Raw genomic sequence first — 14,329 nt, 5'->3', positions numbered from 1 at the left:
AGGAGCGCATGGAGTACGGCAGCATCGAACGCGAGATCCACATCGACGCCACGCCCGAGGTGGTCTACGAGGTCGTCACCGCGCCCGAACACCTCCGGCAGTGGTGGCCGGACGATGCGGACCTCGAACCGGTCCCCGGCGCGACCGGGACGATCGCCTTCGGGGACACGCCGAACACCCAGGTCGTGCCACTGACCGTGGTGGCGGCCGACCCGCCCCGGCGCTTCTCGTTCCGGTGGGTGTACGACGATCTCGCCGTCGCGACGCCGACCAACTCGCTCCTGGTGACCTTCGACCTGGTCCCGTCGGGCACCGGGACACTGCTGCGACTCACCGAGACCGGGTTCCGGGAGCGGGGCTGGCAAGCAGCCGTGCTCGAAGAGCACTACCGCGATCACGTCACCGGCTGGGACCACTTCCTGCCGCGTCTCGAAGGGTATGTGGCACGTCTGGTGTCGACTCGATGAGCGTCGCCGTCGACGACGAGCTCTGGTCCGCCGTCGGGGATCCGACCCGGCGGCGGATGCTCGACCTGCTGCTGGCCGACGGCGGCGGCACGGCGACCACGCTGAGCGAGCAGCTGCCGGTCACCCGGCAGGCGGTCGCCAAACACCTCGGCGTACTCGGCCGGGTCGGGCTGGTCCACGGCACGCCGTCCGGCCGCGAACGCCGCTACGAGGTCGACGAGGCACAACTCGCCCGTGCGGTTGCGCAACTGTCGTCGGTCGGCGCCACCTGGGACGCACGGTTGCGACGGATCAAGCGGATCGCCGAGGCGATCCAGCGCGGCCAGCAGGGCTGAGCCCGCCCACCCACCCGACCGCTGCCACGTCCGTGGCGGCGCGATCCAGCCTGCCCATATCCGGGCGTCATCACCCAGAAACGAGGTATCGAGATGTTGGACATCCTGCACCGGGTCGGCGTCACGTCCGCTCCCGAGGACGTCTACACGGCCCTGACCACTGTCGACGGGCTCGCGAACTGGTGGACCGAGGACACGGGCGGCGACGGCGACGTCGGCGGGGTGCTCCGGTTCCGGTTCATCCCCGGTGGCTTCGACATGAAGGTGCTGGAGAGCCGGCCGGCCGAGCTGGTGCTCTGGGAGGTCGTCGACGGCCCCGAGGAGTGGATCGGCACCCGGGTCCGCTTCGAGCTGAGGCGGGAGGACGACTTCACGATCGTGCTGTTCCGGCACGAGGGTTGGCGCGAGCCCGTGGAGTTCATGTACCACTGCAGCACCAAGTGGGCGATCTACCTGATGAGTCTCAAGCGGCTGGTCGAGACCGGTAAGGGCGAGCCCGCGCCGCACGACGTGCAGATCAGCAACTGGCACTGAGGTACGGCGCGGGATCGCGGAGTTCAGCCGAAGAGGCCGCGGCGTTGCAGCGACTGACGCAGCCAGCCGTCGAGCTGGGCGGCAAGGTCGGTGTCGGCCGCCGAGGCGTGCTCGACGGCGAAGCGACCGAAGACGTCGCGGCCCTCGGTGAACAGTCCGCCCCGCTTGTCCAGCTCCAACACCACCTGCACCTGCCGAGGGTCGGTGACGAAGGTGACCTCCAGCTGCTTCATCGCGCCCGCCTACTGGGGCGGCGGGTAGAACTCGATCTCCTGGTAGAACGGCAACGTCTGGTGGACGCCGTAGATGTGCCCGCGCTCCACGTCGGCACGGGAGAACCGGAAACCGAGCCGTAGCAGCGCCTCCAGCAGTCGCTCCTGGGCCGGCAGCGGGTGCACCGCCACCGCGTCCAGGTCGCCCTTGTCGACCGCGCGGGCGACCTCCAGTTCGGTACGCAGACCCATCGTCATGCCGTGCAGGTGTTGCCCGTACAACTCGGTGAGCGGGGTCTCCCACGGCACCTCGAACCGGAACGGGACGTCGTAGCGCTGCCCCGCCTCCAGCCGGAACGGGCCGGTGACCTGCTGACGCTGAAACTCCTGGTTGGTGGTGTACTCGTTGTCGCCGCTCTCCACCTCCACCCGGGTGAGCAGCCCCAGTGCCACGTAGGACACGTCGACCCCGTGGTCGCCGCCGGTGACCGCGATGCTGCCCTCCAGGTGGCCGCCCGGCCGGCAGTTCGGATTCGACAGCACCGTCTCCACCGACGGACCACCGACTCCCATCGCCTGCATGAGCCGTTTGAACACCACGATTGCCTCCGTCCCTCGACCGCCCGCATCCGAGCCGGTACGCCGGCCCGACGGCCGACCGCTGGCACGGTAACCGGCGCCGACAAGCCCGACCGGCCGAACCGCCGAGCCACCGAGTGCCGACTCGGAGACTGTCAGTTCCCCGATCGCCTCACTCCCGTTTTACGCCCCGACCGCCAAGCTGTTTGTCACCGGCGCGACTGGCCGGCGGACACGGCACGGACGTGGACACGGGGAGAGACTGAGATGGCCCAGCAGATGACGGAGCACCGGACGCACGCCGGCACCGAGGCGGAGCACGGCGTCGACACCCTGACCGACCTGGACGCCACCGACGAGCGCGGCGTCTCCACCGACCTGGTCCGGGCATACCTCAACGGAATTGGTCGGACGAAGTTGCTCACCGCCGTGCAGGAGGTGGACCTGGCGAAGCGGATCGAGGCCGGCCTGTTCGCCGAGGAGAAGCTCAGCACCTGCACCCCGGTCTCCGAGGAGCTGCGCGCCGACCTGGAACTCGTCGCGCGGCAGGGCCGGGCGGCCAAGAACCACCTGCTGGAGGCGAACCTGCGGTTGGTGGTCAGTATCGCCAAGCGGTACACCGGTCGGGGCATGGCCTTCCTCGACCTCATCCAGGAAGGCAACCTCGGCCTCATCCGGGCCGTGGAGAAGTTCGACTACACCAAGGGCTACAAGTTCTCCACCTACGCCACCTGGTGGATCCGACAGGCCATCACCCGCGCCATGGCCGACCAGGCCCGCACCATCCGCATCCCGGTCCACATGGTCGAGCAGGTGAACCGGATGGTTCGCGCCCGTCGGGAGCTGGCGGTGTCGCTGGGCCGGGAGCCCACGGTCGCCGAGGTGGCCCGCGCGCTCGACGTGCCGGAGTTCCAGGTGATCGAGCTGATCTCCTACGACCGGGAGCCGGTGAGTCTGGACCAGGCTGTCGGCGAGGACGGTGAGAGCGCCCTCGGTGACTTCGTCGCCGCCGTCGACCCGGCCGCCGGTCCGGGGGACGCCGCCACCCAGGGCGAACTGCGCAACGAGGTGAGCATCGTGCTGGCCACGCTCTCGCAGCGCGAGCAGGCCGTGATCCGGTTGCGGTTCGGCCTCGACGACGGCCGGCAGCGCACCCTGGACGAGGTCGGCCGCGAGTTCGGCCTCTCCCGGGAACGGATCCGGCAGATCGAGAAGGTGACGCTGCTCAAGCTGCGGGCACCGGAGCGGGCGCAGCGACTGGAGGCGTACGCCTGCTGAGCTGAGCGTTCGGCCATCGGCCCCCGGCGGTTCGCCGGGGGCCGATGTGCTGTTTCCACTTGACGGCAGGAGCACTGTCCGATACAAACCTTGTGGTTATCAAACCGGAAGGTTATATGACGTGCTCACCGACCTGGATGCCACCTTCGCCGCCCTCGCCGACCCGACCCGGCGGGCCATCCTCGCCCGGTTGGCCACCGGCGAGGCCACCGTCACCGAACTCGCCGTACCCTTCGCGATGAGTCAACCGGCCGTCTCCAAACACCTGCGGGTGCTGGAACGTGCCGGGCTGGTCAGCCGGGGACGCGACGCCCAACGACGCCCGTGCCGCCTCGAAGCCGGGCCGCTGCGGGAGGCCACCGCCTGGCTCGCCGCGTACCGCGACCACTGGGCCGAGCGCTATCAGCGTCTCGACGCCCTGCTCGACGAGCTGTGCTCGACCGAGGAGGGCCGGGACGGGGCCGGCGGTACGGCCCGGTGATCGACGACCATCTGGTGGTCGACACGCCGGGCGATCGGGAGATCGTGCTGAGCCGGGTCTTCGACGCACCGGCGCGGCTCGTGTTCGCCGCCTTCACCCGTCCTGAGCTGCTCGTCCGCTGGTACGGCGCACGCGGCTGGCAGTTGGTCGGGTGCGAGGTGGACCTGCGGGTGGGCGGGCGGTGGCGCTTCGAGTCGCAGGGCCCCGACGGGGAGCGGATGGTCCAGCGCGGGGTCTACCGGACGGTCAACCCACCGCACGGGCTCGTCTGCACCGAACGCTTCGACGACCAGTCGTACCCCGGCGAGACCCTGGTCAGCCACACGTTCACCGAACTGGCCGGGCGGACCACCGTCACCACCGCCCTGCGCTATGCCACCCCCGAGGGACGCGACACCGCCCTGCGGTACCCGATGGTCCGTGGGGTCTCCGAGAGCTTCACCCGACTCGCCGAACTGCTGGCGACGAGAACAGGAGGACCGCAATGAACTGGACGCTGGAAGTGGTCGTCGTACCGGTCTCCGATGTGGACCGGGCCAAGGAGTTCTACGCCGAACGGCTCGGTTTCGCCGTCGACCACGACACGGTGATCAGCGACGACGTCCGCATCGTGCAGCTGACCCCACCCGGGTCCGGCTGCTCGATCGTCATCGGCAAGGGCGCCGTGCCGCAGATGCCGCCGGGGTCGCTGAAGGGCCTGCAACTCGTCGTGCCGGACCTCGGCAAGGCCCGCGCCGAGCTGCTCGAACGCGGCGTCGAGGTGAGCGAGATCCGGGTGCTCGGCGAGAACCCGCGCCCGGTGCCGGACCCGCTGGACAACGTCGGCTTCGTCTTCTTCGCCGACCCCGACGGCAACTCCTGGGCGGTGCAGCAGATCTCCAGCCGAGCCTGACCCACCGCCCTTCACAGCCGGCGGGGGCCGGTGTCGGGGCGCGGCACGTCGGCCGAGCCGATCCGGACACTCGCGTGCAGCACCGACAGACCGTCGGGCCGGGCGAGCACCGGGTTCAGCGTCAGCGCCCGGACCCGGGGCTGGTCGTCGGCGAGACGACCGACCCGCAGCAGCAGATCGGCCAGGGCGGCGCGGTCGACCGGCGCGGCCCCTCGATGACCACGGAGCAACGGGGCCGCCCGGGGCGCGTCGACCAGCTCGGCAGCGTCCCGGTCGGTCAACGGCACGGCCCGCCACGCCCGGTCGCCGAGCAGTTCCGTGGCGACCCCGCCGAGCCCGAACCCGACCACCGGCCCGAACGCCGGATCCTCGACCAGCTCCACCACACAGGCCACCCCGGGTGGCACCATCGGCTGCACCAGGACCTCCGCGCCGAAGGCCGCCGCCAGCTCCGAACCGGCGCGGCGCACGGCGGCGGCGTCCGACAGGTCGAGGCGGACCGCACCGAGGTCGAGTCGGTGCCGCAGCCCCGGCGCCGCGGCCTTGAGCGCCACCGGGAACCCGAGCCGGGTGGCCGCCTCGACAGCCTCGTCGACCGAGGCGGCCGGCACCGACTCGACCACCTCGATGCCGTACGCGGCCAGCAGCGCCGCCACGTCGGTGTCGTCCGCCCGCAGCGCCGACTGTGCCGCACCCGGGTCGACGCCGGACAGCTCCGGCAGGACTCCGGTCGGCCGGCGCAGCCACTGCGCGTACGCGGTGACCCGGGCCAGCGCCCGAACCGCCTCCTCCACGCTCGGGTACGAGGGCATCCCGGCCGGGGCACGGCCGACGAGGAAGGTCGCCACCGCGGGCTTGCCGCCGGACAGCGCCGCGGGCAGGGCGGCGGTGATTTCGGCCTCGGTGCCGGTGAACTGGCCGGGCAACGGCGGCGCGAAGAGCGCCACCAGCGCGTCGACCGAATCGTCGGCGGCGGCACCGGCCAGTGCCTCGGCGAACTCGGCGGTGCTCGCCCTCGGCCCCACGTCCCGCGGGTAGCCGTCGGCGACGGTGAGGCCCTGGGCCGCGCAGGCGGTGGCCGCGAGCCCGGTCAGCGCCGAGGAGTTGCCGACCACGCCGACCCGGTCGCCGGCCGGCAGCGGCTGGTTGGCCAGCAGCACCCCGACGTCGAGCAACTCGCCGACGGTGTCCACCCTGATCACCCCGGACTGGGCGAACAACGCGCTGACGGCCGTGGCGTCCGGGCCGGTGGCGTCACCCATCCCCGGTGGACGGGCCGGTGAGGCCAGCGCCACCACCGGCTTGTCCCGGCCGATGCGCCGGGCCAGCCGGGCGAACTTGCGCGGGTTACCGAAGGTCTCCAGGTACAACATGATCACGTCGGTGCCGGGGTCGTCCTGCCAGTACTGCAACAGGTCGTTGCCGGAGACGTCGGCCCGGTTCCCGGCCGAGACGAAGCTGGACAGGCCGAGCCCCCGCCGGTCCGCCTCCGCCAGCAGCGCCACGCCGAACGCGCCGGACTGGCTGAAGATGCCGACCCGGCCCGGCACCGGCAGGCGCGGGGCGAGGGTGGCGTTGAGGCGTACCCCCGGGTCGGTGTTGGCCACCCCCAGGCAGTTCGGGCCGATCACCCGCATGCCCGCCGCGTGCGCCGCGCGGACCAGCGCACGCTGCGCGGCGGCGCCCTCGACACCGGCCTCGGCGAAGCCGGCGGAGATCACCACCAGTCCGTGCGCTCCGGCCGCCGCGGCGTCGGCGACCACCGCGGCGGCGGCGTCCGGGGGCACCGCCACCACCGCCAGGTCGACCGGCAACCCGGCATCGGCCGCCGACGGGTACGCGGGCAGCCCGGCCACCCGCGCCGCACTCGGATGGACCGGCACCACCGACCCGGTGAACCCGCCGTCGCGCAGATGCCCGAGCACCGCCGCACCCACCCCCTGGCCGGTGGCGCTGGCGCCGTAGACGGCGACGCCACGCGGGGCGAGCAGCCGGGCGATGGACCGCGCCTCGGTGCGGTGTTCCCGCCCGCGCTGCACCTCCAGGGTCGCCTCGGTGGGCGCGATCGGGAAGCTCAGGTGCACCACACCGTCGGCGAACTGGCGCTGGATCTGGTACCCGAAGTCGGCGAACACCCGCAGCATCTGCCCGTTGGCCGGCAGCACCTCGGCCACGAAGTTGACGATCCCGGCCCGGCGGGCGGCGTCGGCGAGATGCTCCATCAGCACCGAGCCGATGCCCCGCCCCTGGTAGGCGTCCTCCACCACGAAGGCCACCTCGGCGTCGGGGGAGGCCGGGCCGAGCCGTTCGTAGCGGCCCACGGCGACTATCCGGTCGCCGGCCAGCACCACGAACGCCTCCCGGTCCCGATGGTCGACGTTGACGAAGCGGTGCAGGTCCCGCTCCGGGATCCGGGGGTACGGCGAGAAGTAGCGCAGATAGCGGGTGCGTTCGGAGAAGCGGGAGTGCATCGCCACGATCTCGGGCGCGTCGGATGGGTCGATCGGCCGCAACTGGACCGTGCTGCCGTCGCTGAGCAGCACGTCCACGGCGTGTTCGGCAGTGGTCACCTCGGACGGCCCTCCCCGGCCGGCTCAGTCAGTCACGCGGATCGTGCGGGTCGAGGCCGAGCAGCGGGAAGACCGCCTTGCGGGTCGCCGCGATCGCCCGGTCGACCGGACTCGGTTCCCCGGTGGGCTGCCACGGCTCGTACCCCGGGTCGACGTCGTCGGTCATCCGCAGCGGCACGTCGAAGCCGGGTCGGCGGGCGGCGGCCAGTTCCCGCCAGGCCGGCGGGGTCAGCGTCGCCGGATCCAACGGCGCGCCGGTGGCCACCGCCAGCAGGTGCGTCCAGGCCCGGGGCACCACCTCGACCAGGGCGTACCCGCCACCGCCGGTGGCCACCCAACGCCCGTCGCACAGCTCGTCGGCGAGCGCCCGCAACGCCAGGTAGGTGGCGCGCTGCCCATCGACGGACAGGTGCAGGTCGGCGAGGGGGTCGACCCGGTGGGCGTCCGCCCCGCACTGGGTGAACAGGAGTTGTGGGCGGAACGCCCGCAGCACCGACGGCACGACCGCGTGGAAGGCACGCTGCCAACCGGCGTCCTCGATGCCGGGCGGCAACGGAATGTTGACCGCGGTGCCGGCTGCGTTCGGGCCGCCGGTCTCGTCCGGGAAGCCGGTGCCCGGGAACAGCGCGAGCGGGGTCTCGTGCAGGCTGACCGTCAGCACCCGGGGGTCGTCCCAGAAGATCTGCTGCACCCCGTCGCCGTGGTGCACGTCCACGTCGACGTACGCGATGCGCTCGGCACCCAGGTCGAGCAGGCGCGCGATGGCCACCGCCGGGTCGTTGTAGACACAGAACCCGGCCGCTCGGGCGGGCATCGCGTGGTGCAGACCGCCGGCGACGTTCACCGCCCGGCGGACCGTGCCCCGCCACACCGCCTCGGCCGCGATCACGCTCGCCCCCGCGACCAGCGCGCTGGACTCGTGCATCCGGTCGAAGACGGGATTGTCCGAGGTGCCCAGACCGAACCCGGCGAAGAGCGGATCGCGCGGCGCGATCCGGACCGCGTCCAGGTAACGCGGGTCGTGCACCCGGGTGAGCAGAGTGTCGTCGGCCGGTGTCGGCGGCACCAGGCGCACCCCGGCCCGCTCCAGCACGCCCAGCTCCCGGGCCAGGGCGATGGTCAACTCCACCCGCACCGGATCGAGCGGGTGGTCACCGAGGTCGTAGCCGAGCAGCGACTCGTCCCACACCACCACCGTGTCGTCGGACATCTGCCCATGGTCGCACGAGGGCCGTTCGGCGGCCCGGCGGCCGGGCCGGCGACCCGGGTACGCCGCCGGACCCGCGACCCGGCCGTCAGGTGTCGGGGACGGTCAGGTGTCGGTGGCCGCCGGTCGGTCCGGGTCGGCGACCCAGTTGCTCCACGAGCCCACGTAGAGCGCGGCGTCCGTGCGGCCGGCCAGATGCAGCGCGAGCACCGCCTGGGCTGCGGTCACCCCCGATCCGCAGTACGCCCCGACGGGAGCCTCGGCGGCCACGCCGACGGCGGCGAAACGGTGCCGCAGGGCCTCGGCGGCCGGGAAGCGGCCCTCGGTGACGTACTCGGGCGCCGGCAGGTTCACCGCGCCGGGGATGTGACCGGCTACCGGGTCGATCGGCTCGTGCTCGCCCCGGTAGCGGGGCGCGGCCCGCACATCGATCAGGACGCCGTCGCCGGCCGCCAGGCGGGCGGCGGCCGTGGCGTCCAGCACCGGCAGGGCCCCCGGGCGGACGGTCACGTCGCCCGGTACCGGATCGGGTCGGTCGGTGCTGACCGGCAGGCCGGCCGCCGTCCAGGCCGGGTAGCCGCCGTGCAGCAGCCGGACCGCCCGGTGCCCCGCCCAGCGCAGCGTCCACCAGGCCCGCGCCGCGGACATCCCGTCACCGCCGTCGTACACCACCACCGGGTGCCCGGCCCGGACGCCGGCCGCCCGCAACGCCGCCTCCAGCGCGACCGGTTCGGGCAGCGGGTGCCGCCCGGCCGGGCCGGGAGCGCCGCACAGCGCGGTGTCCAGGTCGACGAAGACCGCGCCCGGTAGATGCCCGGCCAGGTAGTCGTCCCGTCCGGGCGGCCCGACCAGACGCCAGCGCACATCGAGCAGGGTGGGCGGGTCCGTGCCGTCGAGTTCGGCGGCGAGCCGCTCGGCCTCGACCAGAAGTTCCTCGCTAGCGGGCATGGCCACCAGTCAACACCACGAGTGACATGCCGGACGGTTCGGCAACCGGCCTCCAGGGTGCGGCAGGGTACCATCGAGGCCTGGAGGGCCGCTGACACCATGAAGTCCCACGACCTGGTCGATACGACCGAAATGTACCTGCGTACGATCCTCGAACTCGAGGAGGAGGGCGTGCCTCCGCTGCGCGCCCGGATCGCCGAACGCCTGCGCCAGAGCGGCCCCACGGTCAGTCAGACCGTTGCCCGGATGGAACGCGACGGACTGCTCACCGTCGAAGGTGACCGGCACCTCAGCCTCACCGACCAGGGGCGCAACGCCGCCGTCTCGGTGATGCGCAAGCACCGGCTCGCCGAGCTGCTGCTGGTCAACGTGATCGGGATGCCCTACGAGGAGGCCCACGAGGAGGCCTGCCGCTGGGAGCACGTGATGAGCGACGCGGTCGAGAAGCGGGTCTACGACCTGCTCAACCGGCCGACCCGGTCGCCGTACGGCAACCCGATCCCGGGGCTGGACGAGCTGGGCTCGCCCGGCCAGTTCGAGCCCGAGCCGACGGACGTCGAGCGCAACCTGGCCTTCCCCGGTCTGACCGGCACGGTCATCGTGCGACGGATCTGCGAGAGCGTGCAGACCGACGCCGAGGTGCTCCGACAGCTGCACGCGGCCGGCGTCGACCCGGGTGCCACGGTGACGGTGGCGCAGGAACGCGACGCCGTGTCGATCGACCGCTCCGGTGAGAGCGTCCGGCTGCCCCGCGAGATCGCCTCCCGCGTCTTCGTCGCCGCCGCCTGAGCACGGCAAGCTCACTCCACGTACGGGCAGTGTCGACAGCCCCGGCCGCAGCAGGTGCCCCGACGGGCCAGGAAGCCGGCCGTGAGGACGAACAGCCCGGTCTCCGGGTCCGGATAGCCGGCGTCGCCCGCGGCCAGGGCGGCGGCGTGCTCGGTGAGGATGCGCTGCCGGCCAGGGTGGTCGAACGGCAGCCGGGACGGGTGCGGCTCGGTCAGCGGCCGAGCCGCCAGGGGCCGTCGTTCTCCGCTCATCACCGGCAGTCTAGGTTCTCCCCGATCGCGTCCATCCGTGCTGGCCCCGCCCAGCGGCGGGACAGCGGACCAAGTCGATGAAGGAGATCCCATGGCCCAGTACGCAGTCCTGATCTACTCGCCGGCACCGGCCGACCCGATGGACCTCACCCCCGACTACGTCGCCCTGCTGGAGCGGTATCCCGCGCAGGTGGCCGAACTCGGTGGGCAGATCGTGACGGGTTTCGCCCTGCAACCGAGCACCACCGCCACCGCGGTGCGCGGCGACCTCGTCACCGACGGCCCGTTCATCGAGGCCAAGGAGGTCGTGGCCGGGTTCTTCGTCCTGGAGGCGCCCGACCTGGATACCGCGGTGCGAATCGCCAAGCTGAACCCGGCCACCATTCACGGCGGGGTGGAGGTCCGGCCGCTGTTCGAGCCGCCAGCCGAGTGAGCGCCGACGAGCGCGGCGTCGGGCCGGCCACGGCTGCCGAGGTCGAACGGGCCGTCGCGGACGCACACCGCCGTGAGTGGACCTTCGTGCTCGCCGCCACGGCGCGCGTCGCCGGTGACTTCGACCTCGCCGAGGAGAGCGTCCAGGAGGCGTACGTGGCCGCGCTCGGCGCCTGGGCCCGCGACGGCGTACCGGAGCGTCCCGGCGCCTGGCTCACCGCCACGGCCCGGCGCAAGGCCCTCGACGTGCTGCGCCGACGGCAGGTGCTCCGCGCGAAACTGCCCCTGCTGGTGGAACCGGACCAGGCGGAACCGGACGTCCCGGACGAGGTGGCGGTGCCGGACGACCGGCTGCGCCTGGTCTTCACCTGCTGCCATCCGGCGCTCGCCCGGGAGGCGCAGGTGGCGCTGACCCTGCGCCTGGTCTGCGGGGTGAGCACCGCCGACATCGCCAGCGCCTTCCTGGTCCCCGAGCCGACCATGGCGGCGCGGATCACCCGCGCCAAGAAGAAGATCGCCGCCGCCCGGATCCCGTACCGGGTCCCCGAGGCCGTCGAACTGCCCGATCGGCTCGACGCGGTGCTCACCGTCGTACACCTGCTCTACACCACCGGGCACACCGCGCCCAGCGGCGGCGACCTGGTCCGCGCCGACCTGGCCGACCGCGCGCTGCACCTGGCCCGGATGCTGGCCGCCCTGCTGCCCGACGAGCCGGAGGTACGCGGGCTGCTCGCGCTGCTGCTACTCACCGACGCGCGCCGGGCCACCCGCACCGACGCCGAGGGCCGGCTGCTGCGGCTGGAGGACCAGGACCGCTCCGGTTGGCACCGGGACGCCATCGCCGAGGGGCACCGCCTGGTGCTCGACGCGTTCCGCACCGGACGCACCGGCCGGTACGCGATCCAGGCTGCCATCGCCTCGCTGCACGCCCTCGCGCCCAGCTACCCGGCGACCGACTGGCCGCAGATCGTCCGGCTCTACGACGCGTTGCTGGCGCACTGGCCCTCCCCGGTGGTCAGACTCAACCGGGCGGTGGCGGTGTCGATGGTGGACGGGGCCGCGACCGCGCTCGCCGAGGTGGACACCCTGGCCCAGGATCCGCGCCTGGCGGGCTACCACTACCTGCCGGCGATCCGGGCCGACCTGCTGCGCCGGCTCGGTCGCGACGCCGAGGCGGCGGAAGCTTACCGGGATGCCCTGGACCTGGTGGACAACGACGCCGAACGCGACTTTCTCACCACCCGCCTCGACGAGGTCCTCCCCCGCTGACGACGTCCGCGTCCGGCCACTGTCACCTGTGAGAGCGGCATGGCACGGTGACATGAGCATGTCACCGTGACCTGGGCGCAGAGAAAGCCGCTTCTTGCCGGGCTATGGGCGCGATGCCGGGGTGTGGGGCGGAGGGCGGGAAGGCTGCCCGGTAGTCGCGGGGGCTGACGCCGACAAGCTGCCGGAAACATGCCCGGAAGGCCGTCGGCGACGTGAAGCCGACCAGCTCGCCGATCCGCTCGACCGGCTGGTCGCTACGCTCCAGCAGGTGCTGCGCCCGACGGACCCGGTGTCGGCTGAGCCAACGCATCGGCGTGGTGCCGGTCTGGTCGCGGAAGTGCCGGCTCAACGATCTCGGGCTCATCATCGCGTACGCGGCGATCTCGGCCAGGGTCAGCGGACGGTGCAGGTTGTCGGTGAGCCAGGCCAGCAGCGGTCCGAGGCTGTGCCCGGCCGGCGCGGGCGGCTCGTACGCGATGAACTGCGCCTGCCCGCCGGCCCGCTCCAGCGGCATCACGCAGCTGCGGGCGGTCTCGGCGGCGACGGCGGCGCCGTGGTCGCGGCGTACCACGTGCAGGCAGAGGTCGAGCCCGGCGGCGGCACCGGCCGAGGTCGACACCGGCGCGTCCTCGACGAACAACACGCCCGGGTCGACGATGACCCTCGGATACCGGCGGGCCAGCTCGGCCGCGGCGGCCCAGTGGGTGGTGGCCCGCCGGCCGTCGAGCCGACCGGCGGCGGCCAGCACGAAGGCGCCGGTGCAGATCGAGAGCAGCCGGGCCGGGCTGTCGGCCAGTGCCACGCGGACCGCCTCCGGCACCGGCGCGTCCAGGTCGGCGACTCCCGGTACGACCACCGTGTCCGCCTCGGCCATCGCGGACAGGTCGAACGGCACCCGCAGCCCGAGCGCACCGGCCCGGACCTCGCCGGTCGCCCCACAGACCCGGACCTGGTACGCGGCACCGCCGTCGGCCCCACGGGCCCGGCCGAACACCTCGACCGGCACGGCCAGGTCGAACGGGACCACACCGTCGTACGCGACCACCACCACTCGGTGCATCCGCCCATTCTGGCGAGAACCCGTCGGTCGATGGCTCGCCGGCCCCTGCTCTCCAGCGCCGCCGATACCTAGATTCACCGCTCATGAACATCGTCGTGCCGCTGCTCATCGGCGTCCTCTACGTCTGCCTCAACTCGCTGGTCCGGGAACCGCACCGCCGCCGCCTCAACGCCGTCATGATCGCGGGAGCGGGCGCGGCGTACCTCAGCGGTGGTGGGCTCGGCGCGTGGGAGTTCCCGTTCGTGGCCGTGCTGGTCTACGTGGCCTTGCGGGGGCTGGAGTCGTGGCGGTGGATCGGTGTCGGCTGGCTGCTGCACACCGGCTGGGACGTCGTCCACCACCTGAAGGGCAACCCGATCATCCCGTTCGCCCACGACTCGTCCTTCGGCTGCGCGATCTGCGACCCGGTCATCGCGCTCTGGTGCCTGACCGGCGGCTGGTCGCTGCGGGACCTGCTCCGCCTCCGCTCGGCACGAAATCCTGGTGCGAAACCGCCCTCGGAAGGGCGGCTTCGCACCAAGATCCCATGGTTGTCGCTCGGTACGGTGCGGGGATGGACTGCTACGTGTGCCGCAGCGAGGAGCGGTTCGACGCGTTGCCGCCACGGGAGCGCGTCGATGCCGATGAGCACTGGCGGGTGGTGCACGCCTTCGACAGCCGGCTGCCCGGCTGGCTGGTGCTCGTCCCCCGCCGGCACGTCACCTCGATCGCCGAACTGACCGACGCCGAGGCGGCGAGCCTCGGCACCTGGCAGGTCCGGCTCTCCCGGGCGCTGACCGCCGTCACCGGCTGCGTCAAGACCTACGTCATGCAGTACGCCGAACAGGCCGGCTTCGCCCACGTCCACTTCCACGTGGTGCCGCGCCCGGCGGACATCCCGCTCGACCACCGTGGCCCGCGCGCCTTCGCCTACCTCCACGCGCCACCCGGAGAGCGTGTCCCCGAGGCCGACATGGACGCCCTCGCCGTCGAGCTGCGCAACCACCTCGCTGACGAATCCAACCCGTGAGGGGCAGGTTCGGTCC

16 protein-coding genes and 2 pseudogenes are annotated in these 14,329 nt (G+C 72.7%); 12 read left to right on the top strand and 6 right to left on the bottom strand.

Features of this window, described 5'->3' with window-relative positions; translation table 11 throughout:
• Positions 1-8 precede the first annotated feature (8 nt).
• From V5O40_RS08450 to V5O40_RS08440, 3 genes are all read left to right on the top strand, one after another.
• Positions 9-467 carry an SRPBCC family protein gene (locus V5O40_RS08450; RefSeq protein WP_332904955.1) on the top strand — a complete coding sequence of 153 codons (459 nt, stop codon included), beginning with the start codon at positions 9-11 and terminating at the stop codon, positions 465-467.
• Complete coding sequence (locus V5O40_RS08445; protein ID WP_332904954.1) at positions 464-802, top strand: ArsR/SmtB family transcription factor; 339 nt, start codon at positions 464-466, stop codon at positions 800-802. Before V5O40_RS08450 ends, V5O40_RS08445 begins: the two co-directional genes overlap by 4 nt.
• Positions 803-895: 93 nt before the next feature.
• Positions 896-1,336: an SRPBCC family protein gene (locus V5O40_RS08440; RefSeq protein ID WP_332904953.1), complete on the top strand. Its 441-nt coding sequence runs from the start codon at positions 896-898 to the stop codon at positions 1,334-1,336.
• Positions 1,337-1,359: 23 nt separating this feature from the next.
• Here the strand turns inward: V5O40_RS08440 and V5O40_RS08435 are convergent.
• A pseudogene (locus tag V5O40_RS08435) lies at positions 1,360-2,148 on the bottom strand (sporulation protein).
• 246 nt (positions 2,149-2,394) lie between these two features.
• On the opposite strand from V5O40_RS08435, the gene sigB reads away from it, so the two are divergent.
• From sigB to V5O40_RS08415, 4 genes are all read left to right on the top strand, one after another.
• The gene (gene sigB, locus V5O40_RS08430; protein ID WP_269739252.1) at positions 2,395-3,405 is read left to right on the top strand and encodes an RNA polymerase sigma factor SigB; all 1,011 of its coding nucleotides are present in this window, start codon (positions 2,395-2,397) and stop codon (positions 3,403-3,405) included.
• Positions 3,406-3,526: 121 nt separating this feature from the next.
• Entirely contained in the window at positions 3,527-3,886 is a 360-nt protein-coding gene (locus V5O40_RS08425; protein ID WP_332904952.1) for an ArsR/SmtB family transcription factor, read from the top strand.
• On the top strand, positions 3,883-4,374 hold the full coding sequence (locus tag V5O40_RS08420) for an SRPBCC family protein (protein WP_332904951.1): 492 nt from the start codon (positions 3,883-3,885) through the stop codon (positions 4,372-4,374). The genes V5O40_RS08425 and V5O40_RS08420 overlap by 4 nt, the downstream gene beginning before the upstream one ends.
• On the top strand, positions 4,371-4,778 hold the full coding sequence (locus tag V5O40_RS08415; protein ID WP_332904950.1) for a VOC family protein: 408 nt from the start codon (positions 4,371-4,373) through the stop codon (positions 4,776-4,778). Before V5O40_RS08420 ends, V5O40_RS08415 begins: the two co-directional genes overlap by 4 nt.
• Before the next feature lie 11 nt (positions 4,779-4,789).
• Here the strand turns inward: V5O40_RS08415 and V5O40_RS08410 are convergent, their stop codons facing one another.
• The 3 genes from V5O40_RS08410 to V5O40_RS08400 all read right to left on the bottom strand — a co-directional run bounded on the left by V5O40_RS08410 (position 4,790) and on the right by V5O40_RS08400 (position 9,503).
• Positions 4,790-7,348: a bifunctional acetate--CoA ligase family protein/GNAT family N-acetyltransferase gene (locus V5O40_RS08410; RefSeq protein ID WP_332904949.1), complete on the bottom strand. Its 2,559-nt coding sequence runs from the start codon at positions 7,346-7,348 to the stop codon at positions 4,790-4,792.
• A gap of 28 nt (positions 7,349-7,376) precedes the next feature.
• Positions 7,377-8,558: an acetoin utilization protein AcuC gene (locus V5O40_RS08405; RefSeq protein ID WP_332904948.1), complete on the bottom strand. Its 1,182-nt coding sequence runs from the start codon at positions 8,556-8,558 to the stop codon at positions 7,377-7,379.
• Positions 8,559-8,660: 102 nt separating this feature from the next.
• The gene (locus V5O40_RS08400; RefSeq protein ID WP_332904947.1) at positions 8,661-9,503 is read right to left on the bottom strand and encodes a sulfurtransferase; all 843 of its coding nucleotides are present in this window, start codon (positions 9,501-9,503) and stop codon (positions 8,661-8,663) included.
• A 99-nt stretch (positions 9,504-9,602) separates the two neighbouring features.
• Here V5O40_RS08400 and V5O40_RS08395 point away from each other — a divergent pair, with 99 nt between their 5' ends.
• Positions 9,603-10,292: a metal-dependent transcriptional regulator gene (locus V5O40_RS08395; RefSeq protein ID WP_332904946.1), complete on the top strand. Its 690-nt coding sequence runs from the start codon at positions 9,603-9,605 to the stop codon at positions 10,290-10,292.
• An 11-nt stretch (positions 10,293-10,303) separates the two neighbouring features.
• Here V5O40_RS08395 and V5O40_RS08390 read toward each other — a convergent pair whose 3' ends face one another.
• A complete protein-coding gene (locus V5O40_RS08390) occupies positions 10,304-10,543 on the bottom strand; it encodes a DUF5522 domain-containing protein (RefSeq protein ID WP_332904945.1) in 240 nt (79 codons plus the stop codon).
• Positions 10,544-10,634: 91 nt separating this feature from the next.
• Between V5O40_RS08390 and V5O40_RS08385 the strand changes: the two genes are divergently transcribed.
• Both V5O40_RS08385 and V5O40_RS08380 read left to right on the top strand, forming a co-directional pair.
• Positions 10,635-10,976 (top strand): YciI family protein, encoded by a 342-nt coding sequence (locus V5O40_RS08385; RefSeq protein WP_281580372.1) that lies wholly within the window; start codon positions 10,635-10,637, stop codon positions 10,974-10,976.
• An 86-nt stretch (positions 10,977-11,062) separates the two neighbouring features.
• Positions 11,063-12,244, top strand: coding sequence for an RNA polymerase sigma factor (locus V5O40_RS08380; RefSeq protein WP_332904997.1), 1,182 nt, complete (start codon positions 11,063-11,065; stop codon positions 12,242-12,244).
• A gap of 61 nt (positions 12,245-12,305) precedes the next feature.
• Here the strand turns inward: V5O40_RS08380 and V5O40_RS08375 are convergent, their stop codons facing one another.
• Positions 12,306-13,304: a GlxA family transcriptional regulator gene (locus V5O40_RS08375; protein WP_332904944.1), complete on the bottom strand. Its 999-nt coding sequence runs from the start codon at positions 13,302-13,304 to the stop codon at positions 12,306-12,308.
• A gap of 83 nt (positions 13,305-13,387) precedes the next feature.
• Between V5O40_RS08375 and V5O40_RS08370 the strand changes: the two are divergent.
• Positions 13,388-13,687: pseudogene (locus V5O40_RS08370) on the top strand (DUF6010 family protein); the annotation flags it as partial.
• A 170-nt stretch (positions 13,688-13,857) separates the two neighbouring features.
• Entirely contained in the window at positions 13,858-14,313 is a 456-nt protein-coding gene (locus tag V5O40_RS08365) for an HIT family protein (RefSeq protein WP_332904943.1), read from the top strand.
• Positions 14,314-14,329 lie beyond the last annotated feature (16 nt).

It is taken from the genome of Micromonospora palythoicola (genome assembly GCF_036689795.1).
Taxonomy (GTDB): Bacteria; Actinomycetota; Actinomycetes; order Mycobacteriales; family Micromonosporaceae; genus Micromonospora; species Micromonospora palythoicola.
This window is presented reverse-complemented; position numbering and strand designations above follow the sequence as displayed.

Bases quoted from the DNA above. Each gene is read 5' to 3' on its own strand.
- V5O40_RS08405 (WP_332904948.1), bottom strand. From the start codon at position 8,558: ATGTCCGACGACACGGTGGTGGTGTGGGACGAGTCGCTGCTCGGCTAC.
- V5O40_RS08415 (WP_332904950.1), top strand. From the start codon at position 4,371: ATGAACTGGACGCTGGAAGTGGTCGTCGTACCGGTCTCCGATGTGGAC.
- V5O40_RS08375 (WP_332904944.1), bottom strand. From the start codon at position 13,304: ATGCACCGAGTGGTGGTGGTCGCGTACGACGGTGTGGTCCCGTTCGAC.
- sigB (WP_269739252.1), top strand. From the start codon at position 2,395: ATGGCCCAGCAGATGACGGAGCACCGGACGCACGCCGGCACCGAGGCG.
- V5O40_RS08440 (WP_332904953.1), top strand. From the start codon at position 896: ATGTTGGACATCCTGCACCGGGTCGGCGTCACGTCCGCTCCCGAGGAC.
- V5O40_RS08385 (WP_281580372.1), top strand. From the start codon at position 10,635: ATGGCCCAGTACGCAGTCCTGATCTACTCGCCGGCACCGGCCGACCCG.
- V5O40_RS08390 (WP_332904945.1), bottom strand. From the start codon at position 10,543: ATGAGCGGAGAACGACGGCCCCTGGCGGCTCGGCCGCTGACCGAGCCG.
- V5O40_RS08450 (WP_332904955.1), top strand. From the start codon at position 9: ATGGAGTACGGCAGCATCGAACGCGAGATCCACATCGACGCCACGCCC.
- V5O40_RS08395 (WP_332904946.1), top strand. From the start codon at position 9,603: ATGAAGTCCCACGACCTGGTCGATACGACCGAAATGTACCTGCGTACG.
- V5O40_RS08365 (WP_332904943.1), top strand. From the start codon at position 13,858: ATGGACTGCTACGTGTGCCGCAGCGAGGAGCGGTTCGACGCGTTGCCG.
- V5O40_RS08400 (WP_332904947.1), bottom strand. From the start codon at position 9,503: ATGCCCGCTAGCGAGGAACTTCTGGTCGAGGCCGAGCGGCTCGCCGCC.
- V5O40_RS08445 (WP_332904954.1), top strand. From the start codon at position 464: ATGAGCGTCGCCGTCGACGACGAGCTCTGGTCCGCCGTCGGGGATCCG.